Source organism: Agromyces sp. Y782 (genome assembly GCF_059445405.1).
In genome coordinates, this window is sequence record NZ_JCAIUG010000002.1 from 610,540 (window position 1) to 623,518 (window position 12,979).

Annotated in this window: 13 protein-coding genes; 11 read left to right on the forward strand and 2 right to left on the reverse strand. The window is 67.2% G+C overall.

Annotation, left to right across the window (positions count from 1 at the left end; translation table 11 throughout):
- Positions 1-107 precede the first annotated feature (107 nt).
- From pdxS to AC1C2S_RS17090, 11 genes are all read left to right on the forward strand, one after another.
- On the forward strand, positions 108-998 hold the full coding sequence (gene pdxS / locus AC1C2S_RS17040; protein ID WP_495353786.1) for a pyridoxal 5'-phosphate synthase lyase subunit PdxS: 891 nt from the start codon (positions 108-110) through the stop codon (positions 996-998).
- Positions 995-1,645 carry a pyridoxal 5'-phosphate synthase glutaminase subunit PdxT gene (gene pdxT / locus AC1C2S_RS17045; RefSeq protein WP_495353787.1) on the forward strand — a complete coding sequence of 217 codons (651 nt, stop codon included), beginning with the start codon at positions 995-997 and terminating at the stop codon, positions 1,643-1,645. The genes pdxS and pdxT overlap by 4 nt, the downstream gene beginning before the upstream one ends.
- Positions 1,642-2,172 carry a DUF1697 domain-containing protein gene (locus tag AC1C2S_RS17050; protein WP_495353788.1) on the forward strand — a complete coding sequence of 177 codons (531 nt, stop codon included), beginning with the start codon at positions 1,642-1,644 and terminating at the stop codon, positions 2,170-2,172. The genes pdxT and AC1C2S_RS17050 overlap by 4 nt, the downstream gene beginning before the upstream one ends.
- A gap of 94 nt (positions 2,173-2,266) precedes the next feature.
- On the forward strand, positions 2,267-3,025 hold the full coding sequence (locus AC1C2S_RS17055; RefSeq protein WP_495353789.1) for a YebC/PmpR family DNA-binding transcriptional regulator: 759 nt from the start codon (positions 2,267-2,269) through the stop codon (positions 3,023-3,025).
- Positions 3,026-3,034: 9 nt separating this feature from the next.
- Entirely contained in the window at positions 3,035-3,643 is a 609-nt protein-coding gene (gene ruvC / locus AC1C2S_RS17060) for a crossover junction endodeoxyribonuclease RuvC (RefSeq protein ID WP_495353790.1), read from the forward strand.
- On the forward strand, positions 3,640-4,260 hold the full coding sequence (gene ruvA / locus AC1C2S_RS17065; RefSeq protein WP_495353791.1) for a Holliday junction branch migration protein RuvA: 621 nt from the start codon (positions 3,640-3,642) through the stop codon (positions 4,258-4,260). The genes ruvC and ruvA overlap by 4 nt, the downstream gene beginning before the upstream one ends.
- The gene (gene ruvB, locus AC1C2S_RS17070; protein ID WP_495353792.1) at positions 4,257-5,339 is read left to right on the forward strand and encodes a Holliday junction branch migration DNA helicase RuvB; all 1,083 of its coding nucleotides are present in this window, start codon (positions 4,257-4,259) and stop codon (positions 5,337-5,339) included. Before ruvA ends, ruvB begins: the two co-directional genes overlap by 4 nt.
- Positions 5,340-5,410: 71 nt before the next feature.
- On the forward strand, positions 5,411-5,815 hold the full coding sequence (yajC, locus tag AC1C2S_RS17075) for a preprotein translocase subunit YajC (RefSeq protein ID WP_495353793.1): 405 nt from the start codon (positions 5,411-5,413) through the stop codon (positions 5,813-5,815).
- A gap of 62 nt (positions 5,816-5,877) precedes the next feature.
- Positions 5,878-7,620, forward strand: coding sequence for a protein translocase subunit SecD (secD, locus tag AC1C2S_RS17080; protein ID WP_495353794.1), 1,743 nt, complete (start codon positions 5,878-5,880; stop codon positions 7,618-7,620).
- Positions 7,620-8,639 (forward strand): protein translocase subunit SecF, encoded by a 1,020-nt coding sequence (gene secF, locus AC1C2S_RS17085; RefSeq protein WP_495353795.1) that lies wholly within the window; start codon positions 7,620-7,622, stop codon positions 8,637-8,639. Before secD ends, secF begins: the two co-directional genes overlap by 1 nt.
- A gap of 75 nt (positions 8,640-8,714) precedes the next feature.
- Entirely contained in the window at positions 8,715-10,967 is a 2,253-nt protein-coding gene (locus AC1C2S_RS17090) for a RelA/SpoT family protein (RefSeq protein ID WP_495353796.1), read from the forward strand.
- Here AC1C2S_RS17090 and AC1C2S_RS17095 read toward each other — a convergent pair.
- The gene (locus tag AC1C2S_RS17095) at positions 10,954-11,559 is read right to left on the reverse strand and encodes a hypothetical protein (protein WP_495353797.1); all 606 of its coding nucleotides are present in this window, start codon (positions 11,557-11,559) and stop codon (positions 10,954-10,956) included. The genes AC1C2S_RS17090 and AC1C2S_RS17095 overlap by 14 nt on opposite strands.
- Positions 11,560-11,710: 151 nt before the next feature.
- Entirely contained in the window at positions 11,711-12,943 is a 1,233-nt protein-coding gene (locus AC1C2S_RS17100) for a DUF349 domain-containing protein (RefSeq protein WP_495353798.1), read from the reverse strand.
- Between the last annotated feature and the right edge of the window lie 36 nt (positions 12,944-12,979).

Consider the following 12,979-nt stretch of genomic DNA (forward strand, 5'->3'; position numbering starts at 1 on the left):
GCCCTTCCTCGTGTCTTCGATCATGCTATCTTTTGGCCTAGGACAATAGTTCTGTTGATCTGTTCTGATGCGCGACGAGAGCGCGCGCTCGTCCGAAAGGATTCCCTGTGACCGTATCCGAAACGGGTTCGAGCCGCGTGAAGCGCGGCCTCGCCGAGATGCTGAAGGGCGGCGTCATCATGGACGTCGTCACGGCCGAGCAGGCGCGCATCGCCGAGGATGCCGGCGCCGTCGCCGTCATGGCGCTCGAGCGCGTGCCCGCCGACATCCGTTCTCAGGGCGGCGTCGCCCGCATGAGCGACCCCGACCTGATCGACGCCATCATCGCCGAGGTGTCGATCCCCGTCATGGCGAAGGCCCGCATCGGCCACTTCGTCGAGGCGCAGGTGCTGCAGGCGCTCGACGTCGACTACATCGACGAGTCCGAGGTGCTCTCGCCGGCCGACTACGTCAACCACATCGACAAGTGGGCGTTCAACACCCCCTTCGTCTGCGGGGCGACGAACCTCGGCGAGGCGTTGCGCCGCATCAACGAGGGCGCCGCGATGATCCGCTCGAAGGGCGAGGCCGGCACCGGCGACGTCTCGGAGGCGACCAAGCACATTCGCAAGATCTCCTCCGAGATCAACCAGCTGAAGTCGATGTCGCGCGACGAGCTCTACGTCGCTGCGAAAGAATTGCAGGCGCCTTACGAACTCGTGCTCGAGGTCGCCGAGACCGGCAAGCTCCCGGTCGTGCTCTTCGTCGCGGGCGGCGTGGCCACCCCGGCGGATGCCGCGATGATGATGCAGCTCGGCGCCGACGGCGTCTTCGTGGGCTCTGGCATCTTCAAATCGGGCAACCCCGAGGCGCGTGCTGCTGCCGTCGTCAAGGCGACCACCTTCTCCGACGACCCCTCGGTCATCGCCGAGGTCTCACGCGGACTCGGCGAAGCCATGGTGGGCATCAACGTCGCCGACCTCGCCGCCCCGCACCGTCTGGCCGAGCGCGGGTGGTGACGAGCAACCTTCGGAGCGATTCCCTCGACGCGCGGCGGCCGGCTTCGGCCGGGCCCCGCGTCGGAGTGCTCGCCCTCCAGGGTGACTTCCGCGAGCATGCGCACGTGCTCGCCAAGCTCGGCGCCGAGGTCTCCCTCGTGCGGCGCCCAGAGGAGATCGACGCGATCGACGGCCTCGTGATCCCCGGCGGCGAGTCGAGCGTCATGGACAAACTCGCGCGCATGTTCGGTCTGCAAGCGCCGCTGCGGGCGGCGATCGCGTCTGGACTGCCCGTCTACGGAACCTGCGCGGGCCTCATCATCCTCGCCGACACGGTGCTCGATGCGATCGCCGGGCAGGAGTCGCTCGGCGGGCTCGATGTCGTCGTGCGCCGCAATGCCTTCGGATCGCAGAACCAGTCGTTCGAGACCGACCTCGACGTCCCCGCGCTCGGCGAGGAGCCGGTGCACGCGGTCTTCATCCGCGGGCCTGTCGTCGAATCGGTCGGCGATGCGGCGACTCCGCTCGCCACGCTCGCCGACGGCCGCGTGGTCGCCGTCGAACAGGGCAATCTGCTCGGCACGAGCTTCCACCCGGAGATCGCGGGGGAGTACCGCTTCCACGAGTACTTCCTCGGCAAGGTCACGGCTCGTAGGTTAGGGGAATGACCGGGTACATCGCGCTCCTCCGCGGAGTGAACGTCGGCGGCATCACGGTGAAGTCGGCGGCGTTGCACGAACTCTTCGAGCGTCTCGGCTTCGGGGGAGTGCGCACAGTTCTCGCGAGTGGCAACATCGCATTCGAGACGACGGATGCCGCGACATCCGATGCCCTGAAGAGGCAGATCGAGCAGGCGCTCGGCGAGCGTTTCGGGTACGAAGCCTGGATCGTGCTCATCAGCCGGGAGCAACTCGAGCGGATCGTCGCGGCGTTCCCCTTCGATGCGACGCGCGAGGGGTGGCATCCGTACGTGCTCTTCGGCTCGGATGCCGAGCACCTCGCCCAGCTCATCGCAGCCGCCGGTGACCTCGATGCCGCCGACGACGTGATCGCGCCAGGAGACGGCGTGATCTACTGGCACAACCGCCGTGAGCGCGGCGTCGACAGCGCGTTCGCGAAGCTCACGGCGAAGACGCGCTTCAAGCCCACGACGACGAACCGCAATCTGCGCACTCTCGTGAAGCTGCTTGCCTGATCCTTCGCCAAGCTCAGGAAGCGGCTGTCGCTGACTTAGAATGGTGGCGCGCGAGCCGCGACCCGGCCGCGCGAGGATTCGATTCAGGAGACGCATGTCCGGGCATTCCAAGTGGGCGACGACCAAGCACAAGAAGGCGATCATCGACTCGCGCCGTGCGAAGTCGTTCGCGAAGCTCATCAAGAACATCGAGGTCGCCGCGAAGATGGGCGGCGCCGACCTCTCCGGCAACCCGACCCTCGTCGACGCCGTGCAGAAGGCGAAGAAGACCTCTGTTCCGAACGACAACATCGATCGCGCCGTCAAGCGGGGCGCCGGGCTCACTGGTGAGTCGATCGAGTACACGACGATCATGTACGAGGGGTACGGCCCCCACGGCGTGGCTCTGCTCATCGAGTGCCTCACCGACAACAAGAACCGTGCGGCCGCAGAAGTGCGCACGTTGATGACCCGCAACGGCGGCACGATGGCCGACCCGGGTTCGGTCGCCTACAACTTCGCACGCAAGGGCCTCATCGTCGTCGGCAAGACCGACGGCCTCACCGAAGACGACGTGCTCGGCGCGGTGCTCGATGCCGGTGCTGAAGAGGTCACCGACGAGGGGGACACCTTCGAGGTCATCACCGAGGCGTCCGACATGGTCGCGGCGCGCAGTGCGTTGCAAGAGGCCGGCATCGACTACGACTCGGCGGATGCCGCGTTCGTGCCGTCGATCAAGGTCGAGGTCGATGCCGAGACCGCCCGCAAGGTGTTCCGGCTCATCGATGCGCTCGAAGACAGCGACGACGTGCAGAACATCTACAGCAACCTCGACCTCACCCCCGAGGTGCAGGCCGAGCTCGAGGCGGAGTAGCCGATCGCCGTGCGCGTGCTCGGCATCGACCCCGGCCTCACGCGATGCGGCGTGGGTGTGGTCGACGTCGATCCGAACCGCACGGCGCGCCTCGTCGACGTCGTGGTGCTGCGGTCGCCCGCCGACCTCGACACGCCACGCCGGCTCGCGCGCATCGCCGAGGGACTCGAAGCGATCATCGAGGAGCATCGGCCGCAGGCCGTCGCACTCGAGCGGGTCTTCGCGCGCAGCGACGTCTCGACGATCATGGGCACCGCCCAGATCTCGGGCGTCGCGATGCTGATCGCCGCTCGCCGGGCGCTCCCGGTCGCTCTGCACACCCCGAGCGAGGTCAAGGCCGCGATCACGGGCTACGGTCGAGCCGACAAGAAGCAGGTCGGGGCCATGGTGGCGCGCATCCTCGGCCTCGCCGAGGTGCCGAAACCAGCGGATGCCGCGGACGCGCTCGCCCTCGCGATCTGTCACGCCTGGCGCACCGGGGGAGTCGCCGGGGCCGCCGTGCGCGACAGCGCCGACGCGTCCGTCGACGACTCGGCGCTCACGCCGGCGCAGCGAGCGTGGCTCGCCGCTGAACGCTCCGCCGCCGTGTCGGGGGCGGCCCGTAGGCTGAAGCGGTGATCTCTTCTCTTCGTGGCCGCGTGCTCGCAGCAGCCGGTGGTTCGGTCGTGATCGAGGTCGGCGGGGTCGGCTTCCACGTCAACACGACCCCTGCGTTCGCCCTCTCGGTGCGCGAGGGCCACGAGGCATCCGTGCACACCACGCTCATCGTGCGTGAAGACTCGCTGACCCTCTTCGGCTTCGCGACCCGAGACGAGCTCGAGGTCTTCGACCTGCTGATCGGCGTCACCGGTGTCGGACCGAAATCGGCGCTCGGTGTGTTGTCGTCGCTCTCGCCCGGCCAGATCGCCGAGGCCGTGCAGCGCGACGACGACGCCGTCTTCCGCAAGGTCAGCGGCATCGGTCCGAAAACGGCGAAACTCATCACCGTCTCGCTCGCCGGCAAGCTCATCGCTGCAGTGACGGCGACGCCGCAGACCACGATCGTGGCAGGCAGCGCCGGCGACAGCGTCCTCGCAGCGCTCACTGGCCTCGGCTGGTCGGAGCGGGTCGCGGCCGAGGCCGTCGACGAGACGGTCGCCGCGGCATCCGACCTCGAAGCGACGTCCGTGCCCACGCTGCTGCGGCTGACGCTCGCCCGGTTGGGGCCGGCGCACCAGGCGGGTCGTTCGCGATGAGCCAGAACGATCTCGACGGCGGCGGTGAGCTCGACCTCACCGACCCGGTGCTCGCCTCCGAGGCCGAGCTCGCGTTCGAGGGCGCGCTGCGTCCGAAGAGCCTCGGCGAGTTCGTCGGGCAGACGCGGGTGCGCGGTCAGCTGCAATTGCTGCTCACTGCCGCGACCCTGCAGCAGCGCACACCCGACCACATCCTGCTCGCCGGCCCTCCAGGACTCGGCAAGACGACGCTCGCGATGATCGTGGCGTACGAGGGCGGCCGGCCGTTGCGCATGTCGAGCGGGCCGGCGATCCAGCACGCCGGCGACCTCGCCGCCATCCTCAGCTCGCTCGTGCCCGGTGAGGTGCTCTTCATCGACGAGATCCACCGCATGGCGCGTTCGGCTGAAGAGATGCTCTATCTCGCGATGGAGGACTTCCGCATCGACATCATGGTGGGCAAGGGGGCCGGAGCGACGTCCGTGCCGCTCGACCTGTCACCGTTCACGCTCGTGGGCGCCACCACTCGCGCCGGCCTGCTGCCGAACCCGCTCCGTGACCGGTTCGGCTTCACCGCGCACCTCGAGTTCTACGACGAGGCCGAACTCGAACAGGTGCTCGCGCGTGCGGGCACGATGCTCGGACTCGACGTCGACCGTGAGGCACTCGCCGAGATCGCGGGCCGTTGCCGGGGCACGCCGCGCATCGCGAACCGCCTGCTGCGGCGCGTGCGCGACTACGCGCTCGTGCATCCTTCGGCAGACTCTGGGCGGGCGATCAAGGCGGACATCACGGCGGTGCGCGCGGCGCTCGAGCTCTACGACGTCGACCCGCTGGGGCTCGATCGGCTCGACCGGGCTGTCATGGAGATGATCCTCACGCGGTTCGGCGGAGGCCCCGTCGGGCTGAACACGCTCGCCGTGTCGGTCGGCGAAGAGGCGGAGACCATCGAAGCGGTGGTCGAGCCGTTCCTCGTGCGCATCGGGCTCATCACCCGCACCCCGAGGGGCCGAGTGGCGACCCCCGAGGCGTGGCGGCACTTCGGTCTCGCCGCGAATGCACCCGACTCGGCAACGGCTCTTCCGATCGATGACCTATAATCCATTGAGGCTGACCACTCAGCACCGATGACTTCGTGCGCGCGCCGCACCCCGGAAGGTACCTCCCCCTCATGACGTTCGATCCGTTCACCATCATCATGCTCGCCGTCTTGGCGGTGCTCATCTTCTTCATGTTCCGCAACTCGCGTAAGCGCAAGGCTGACGCCGAGCAGCTGCAGTCGAAGGTGCAGCCGGGCGCGAAGGTGATGACCAACTTCGGCGTCTTCGGCACCATCCTCTCGATGGACGAAGAAGAGAACCAGGTGCTGCTCGAGACCTCGCCGGGCACGATCCTCACCGTGCACCGTCAGACGATCGCCCGCGTCGTCGAGCCCAAGGTCGACGATGTCGATGCGACCGTGGCATCCGTCGACGGCGAGCCCGAGTTCGGAGAGCGCCTTGCCGACTCCGCGCCCGATGCGACTCCCGGCGACACGACCGACGAGACGCCCGACACCAAGAAGTCGGACGACTAAGACTCACCCCGAGGCTGGGCCCGCGCGCTGTCGCGCGGGCTCCTGCAGAGAAAGCGGAGCACGTGGCTGCACCATCGAAGCGGTCATCCCGGCCGACCCCTGTGCGCAAGGCATGGAGATCACTCACCTGGCTGGGCATCATCATCGCTCTGCTCTTCGGCATCAACGCAGCCGGTGTCATCTGGGGCGACGGGTCGTGGGCACCGAAGCTCGCGCTCGACCTCGAGGGCGGCACGCAGATCATACTGGCGCCGAAGGTCGAGACCGGGGCGGACGTCTCGCAGGAGCAGCTCGATCAGGCCGTCTCCATCATCCGTCAGCGCGTCGACGCGTCCGGTGTGGCCGAGGCGGAGATCAACACCGAGGGTGACAACGTCGTCGTCCGCATTCCGGGCGAACTCGACGACCAGACCCGTGCCCGTATCCAGGCCTCAGCGAAGCTCGAGCTCCGAGCTGTGCTGCTCGCCGACGCGGCGACCACGACCTCGGCCGATCCCAGCGCGAGCCCGTCGCCGACTGAAGCGCCCGCCGAAGAGCTCGAGTCGACGCCGACTGCAGTGCCGACAGATGGCAGCGACCCCTCGTGGATCACGCCGGCGCTGCAGCAGCAGTTCGACGACTTCGACTGCTCGCAGCTCGACGAGGCGTCGACGAACGTCGCACCTGCCGATGAACCGCTGGTCACCTGCGATGTGAATCGTACGGCGAAGTACCTGCTCGGCCCTGTGGAGGCGAGCGGCGAGAACATCGTCGACGCCACCAACGGCATGGTGCAGACCTCGACCGGCGCGACGACCGGCCAGTGGGCCGTGAACATCGTCTTCGACGAACAGGGCACCGAAGACTTCGCCGCGGTCAGCACCCGCCTGTACGGCCTTCAGGGCCAGACGCCGCGCGACCAGTTCGCGTTCGTGCTCGACGGCGCTGTGCTCACTGCACCCTCGATGAACGGCGCGATCACCGACGGCAAGCCGCAGATCACCGGCGACTTCGACCAGGCGTCCTCGAAGTCGCTCGCCGACCAGTTGAAGTTCGGCGCGCTGCCTCTCAGCTTCACGGTGCAGTCCTCCGACACGATCTCGCCGACCCTCGGCACCTCGCAGTTGCAGTCCGGCCTGATCGCCGGCCTCATCGGCCTCATCCTCGTGGTGATCTACACGATCTTCCAGTACCGCGCTCTCGCGTCGGTTACCATCGCTTCGCTCGTGATCGTGGGCATCATCACCTACCTGATGATCACGATCCTGTCGTGGCGTGAGGGATACCGCCTGTCGCTTGCCGGCATCGCCGGCCTCATCGTCTCCATCGGCTTCACCGCCGACTCGTTCATCATCTACTTCGAACGCGTTCGAGACGAACTCCGCGACGGCAGGCCACTCGTCGGTGCGGTCGAGGCCGGTTGGAAGCGCGCATTCCGAACCGTGCTCGCGTCGAAGGCCACCAACCTGCTCGCGGCCGTCGTGCTCTTCGTGCTCGCCGTCGGCAGCGTCAAGGGCTTCGCGTACACACTCGGACTCACCACGATCATCGACGTCGTCGTGGTCATCCTGTTCACGCATCCGATGCTGCAGCTGCTCGCGCAGACCCGCTTCTTCTCCAGCGGCAACTCCTGGTCGGGCCTCGACCCGAACGCACTTGGAGCCGTGTACCGCGGTCGTGCCGAGTTCCGCAAGCCCGTCGGACAGCCGGCGAAGAAGACCGCGGCAAGCGCCAAAGAAGCGCAGCGCCGTCAGACGATCGCCGAACGGAAGGCATCTGCAGCAGTCGGCGCCTCCGATTCGTCCGACGAAGGGAAGGAGTCCTGATGGCGAACCGTCTCACGACCTTCGGCAACGACCTCTACACCGGCAAGCGCTCCTTCAACTTCGTCGGAGGCCGCAAGAAGTGGTACACGATCGCGGGCATCCTGATCCTGCTGTCGATCGTCGTGCCGCTCCTCACCGGCATCAACTTCAGCATCGAGTTCCGCGGCGGATCCCAGTTCCAGATCGCTGAGGTCGAGAACGCCACGGCTGAGCCCGCCATCGAGGCGGTGCACTCCGTCGTTCCCGACGCCGAGGTGCATGTCGCGATCGTCGGCGGCACCGGTGTGCGTGTGCAGACCGACCAGCTCGACCAATCTGATTCGCAGGACGTGACCGGTGCTCTCGCCGAGGCCTACGACGTTCCCGAGTCCGAGGTCACCTCCTCGTTCATCGGACCCAGCTGGGGTGCGGACGTCACCCGGCAGGCGCTCGTCGGCCTCGTCGCCTTCCTCCTGCTCGCGGGCATCATCATGGCGCTGTACTTCCGCACCTGGAAGATGTCGCTCGCGGCGATCCTCGCGCTGATCGGCGACCTCGTCGTGACCGTGGGCATCTACGCCGCGGTCGGCTTCGAGATCAGCCCGGCAGCGACGATCGGCATCCTGACGATCCTCAGCTACTCCCTCTACGACACCGTCGTGGTCTTCGACAAGGTCCGCGAGAACACCGCCGAAGACGGTCAGGAGTCCCGCCGTACGTTCGCGGAGTCCGTGAACCTCGCGGTCAACCAGACTCTTGTGCGCTCGATCAACACGAGCGTCGTGGCTGCGCTCCCGGTCGCGGCGATCCTCTTCATCGGTGCGGGCGTCCTAGGTGCTGACACACTGCGCGACATCTCGCTCGCACTTCTGATCGGCATCCTCGTCGGCACGTGGTCGACGGTCTTCGTCGCGGCTCCGCTGTATTCGCAGCTCCGCGAGGGGGAGCCGGCGATCAGCCGTCACGACCAGAAGGTGCTGAAGGAGCGCGAGCGCGCGACATCCGTTTCGAATGGGGCCGAGGCGCTGCCCACCGCATGATGTTCGCGTTCGGCGTGCGCCATATGGCATGTCGAGGCCTCCGGAGCGGCGATAATTGAGTTTCGGAGGTGATCGATGACGGAGACGGGTGTCAACTCGACGGCATCGCTGCGCCGTCTGGTACCCCGCATCTTCTCGAAGGCTCAGCCTTCCGGTGCCGTCGACACGCTCATGCGCACGGTGCGCATGCACCACCCGAAGGCCGACCTCTCACTCATCGAGCGCGCGTACACGGTCGCTGAACGCGCGCACGAAGGTCAGAAGCGCAAAAGCGGTGAGCCGTACATCACACACCCGATCGCGGTCGCGCAGATCCTCGCCGACCTCGGCATCGGTTCGAAGACCGTCGCCGCAGCCCTGCTGCACGACACCGTCGAAGACACCGCGTACACCCTCGACCAGGTGCGGGCCGACTTCGGCGACGAGATCGCGATGCTCGTCGACGGGGTCACGAAGCTCGACAAGGTCAAGTACGGCGACTCGACGCAGGCCGAGACCGTTCGCAAGATGATCGTCGCGATGTCGAAAGACATCCGGGTGCTCATCATCAAACTCGCCGACAGGCTGCACAACGCACGCACCTGGGGCTTCGTCCCGGCCGCATCGGCTGCACGCAAGGCGACCGAGACGCTCGAGATCTACGCACCGCTCGCGCACCGACTCGGTATCCAGGCGATCAAGTGGGAGCTCGAAGACCTCTCCTTCGCCGTGCTCTATCCGAAGCTCTATGCCGAGATCGAGAGTCTCGTCAAGCAGCGCACGCCGCAGCGTGAAGAGTTCGTGCAGAACGTCATCGATCTCGTCACCGATGATCTGAAGACGGGCAAGATCCGCGGCAAGGTCGTCGGCCGACCGAAGCAGTACTACTCGATCTATCAGAAGATGATCGTGCGTGGCCGCGACTTCGACGAGATCTACGACCTCGTCGGCATTCGGGTGCTCGTGAACTCCGTGCGTGACTGTTACGCGGTGCTCGGTGCCATCCATGCCCGGTGGACCCCGCTGCCCGGCCGGTTCAAGGACTACATCGCCACCCCCAAGTTCAACCTCTACCAGTCGCTGCACACGACCGTCATCGGTCCGAAGGGCCGCGCGGTCGAGATCCAGATCCGTACCCACGACATGCACCAGCGCGCGGAGTACGGCGTCGCCGCGCACTGGAAGTACAAGGAGCGCATGGCGGGGAGTCGTGCAGCGGAGAAGCCCGGTCAGAACGAGACCGACATGGCCTGGCTCGCGCACATCTCCGATTGGCAGGCGGAGACCGCCGATCCAGGCGAGTTCCTCGACTCCCTTCGATTCGAGATCGGGGCGAAAGAGGTCTACGTCTTCACCCCGAAGGGGCGAGTGATCGGGCTGCCCGCTGGAGCGACCCCGGTCGACTTCGCGTACGCCGTTCACACCGAGGTCGGCCACCGCACGATGGGCGCCAAGGTCAATGGGCGGCTCGTACCGCTCGAGAGCGAGTTGTCGAGCGGCGACGTGGTTGAGGTGTTCACCTCGAAGAACCCCGATTCGGGCCCCAGCAAAGACTGGCTCGGTTTCGTCAAGAGCCCGCGCGCACGCAACAAGATCCGGCAGTGGTTCACCAAAGAGCGCCGCGATGAGGCCATCGAACAGGGTCGCGATTCGATCGCACGTGCGATGCGCAAGCAGAACCTGCCGCTGCAGAAGCTCATGAGCCAGGAGTCCTTCGCCGAGGTCGCCGCCCAGCTGCGCTACGACGACGTGTCATCGCTGTACGCAGCAGTCGGTGAGGGCCACGTCTCGACCCAGTCGGTGCTCGAGAAGGTTGTCGCGCTCGTGCGCGATGTCGACGAAGGCGACGAGCCCGATCTGCCGATGCCCGTGCGGTCGCGGCCGTTGCCGCGGCAATCGGATTCGGGGGTGCTCGTGCGGGGTGCGCCAGACATCCTCGTCAAGCTCGCGCGATGCTGCACGCCGGTACCGGGCGACGAGATCGTCGGGTTCGTCACCCGCGGCGCGGGCGTCTCGGTGCACCAGGCGAGCTGCCACAACGTGCAATCGCTCATGCAAGAGCCCGAGCGAATGATCGAGGTCGAGTGGGCGCCGAGCTCGAAGAGCGTCTTCCTCGTGCAGATTCAGATCGAGGCTCTCGATCGGGCCGGACTGCTCTCCGACGTGACCAGAGTGCTCTCGGAGCATCACGTCAATATTCTCTCGGCGAACGTGTCGACCTCCACCGATCGGCTTGCGCTCAGCCGCTTCGTATTCGAGATGGGCGACACGACCCACCTCGACCGCGTACTGAACGCGGTACGTCGCATCGACGCGGTGTACGACGTCTATCGCGTCAGCGACGGCTGACGGGTGAAGCGGCGGTGAGACCGGCGTCGTCGCCCATGGCGCGAAACTTCATGCCGATGCGATCGAGCCGTTCGAGCGCGAGCGCGCGATGGGGCAGCCGGTTCGCTGCGGAGAACCTGCCGCGGAGCTCGCCGACCAGCCAGGCGCGGGTAGCACAGAGCTCGGCGACGACCTGCTCCGGCCGGAGGTCGTCGCGGCCAGGTTCCCGCAACAGATCGAACGCCGTGCGGACGACCGAGGTGCATCGCGCATGCGGGAAGTCCACGATGTCGGCCTCGGCCAGCACCACCTCTCGCACGACGAGGCGTCGAGCCGAGATCACCGCGATGCGCGAGGTGCGCGGCACGCAGAACTGTGCGAGCGCCGGGGGAGCGGGCAACGCACCGTGCACCCAGGCCGCTGAGTAGCGCTCGATCACGAGGGCACGCGGCGCACGCAGCGCCACGGCAGAAGCGCGAAGCGATGGTAGATCGGGCTCGTCGACAGGCGCCCACACCTCGTCGATCGCGATCAGCTCACCGTCGATGCGTGCAGCGTAGAGCTCGGCGAGCGGGAGATCGTCGGTGCTGAGCACCGTCGGAAGCTTGGCCATGACCTCATGCTGCAGCATCCGTACCGCGAATCGCTCGGCCGTGCGCGATCTGTGGAGAACGGCGAGTGCAGCCGACGGTCGAGGGCGAGTCGATCGAGGGCGAATCGGTCGCACGAGTCGGTAGCGGCGCCTGCGCCGCCGCCTGCCGATCTCAGCCGCCGACGGCCTTCAGCCAAGCGCGCCGTGCCTCGAGCGCCTCGCGAGCGGATGCCTCGGCCTGTGCGTCGCCCGAAGCCTCTGCTACGGCGAGCTCGGCCTCGAGCTTCTCGATGGCGTCGTGCAGCTGCCCGAGCATGCCCTCGGACCGCGCCTTCTTCTCGGGGTCTTCACGCTGCCAGCGCTCCTCCTCGAGCGACTTCACGTGGTTCTCGACCTTGCGCAGACGATCTTCGACGACACGCACCTGATCACGGGGCACCTTGCCGAGGTCATCCCACTTGCGCTGCAGCTTGTTCAGCGCGGCGCGTGCCTGCTTCGGGTCCTTCTCGGTGAGGAGCGTCTCGGCCTCGGTCAGCAGCACGAGCTTCTCGTCGAGGTTGGCGCGGTAGCTCTCATCCTCCTGCGCGTCGATCTCAGCCTTGGCGTTGAAGAGCACGTCGCCCGCCCCCTTGAACTTCGCCCACAGCGCGTCGTCGAGCTTCTTGCCGGCGCGGCCGGCCAGCTTCCACTCGTCGAGCAGGTTGCGGTAGTCGCCCACTGCGTCGGCGCCGCGAGGCGCGAGTGCCTCGGCGCGTTCGATGAGCGCCTGCTTGCGGGTGCGCACGTCGCGGTGCGCGGCGTCGAGTTCGGCGAAGAACGCCTTGCGGTGCGTCTCGATCGTCGATCGCGCAGCACGGAACCGCTTCCACAGCTCGTTGGCCTCGGTCTTGGGCAGGCGGGGGCCGTCTTGCTGGTGGCTCTGCCAGCGGGCGAACAGCTCGTCGAGCTCTGCGGTCGCTTGCTTCCACTGCGTCTTCGCCGGGTCGCCGGCGGCGAGCGCCTCGGCGGCTTCGACGATCGCGGTGCGTTCTGCGACCGCCTCGGCGACTGCGGCCTTCGTCTCGGCCTGCTGCTGCTCGGTCAGCTCTTTGGTCGTGCCAGACAGCGCCTCGAGACGACGGGCGAGCGATTCGAGGTCGCCGACCGCGTTGGCAGTGGAGACCGAGGATCGGAGCGTGGTGACGGCTTTCGCGACGTCCGCTGCCGGTGCACCGCGCCGAACGCGCTGCTCGAGCAGGCCCACCTGCCCGGCGAGATCGGCGTATTTGCGCTCGAAGTAGGCCAGTGCCTCTTCAGCCGAGCCGTCGGGATACTGCCCGACGGCTCGTTCGCCGTCGCTCGTGCGCACGAAGACGGTACCCGTCTCGTCGACGCGGCCCCACGGTTGCTGCTCTGAATCGGTCACGGCCTCACCCTGTCATAGGTCGGATGCCGCCCGCAG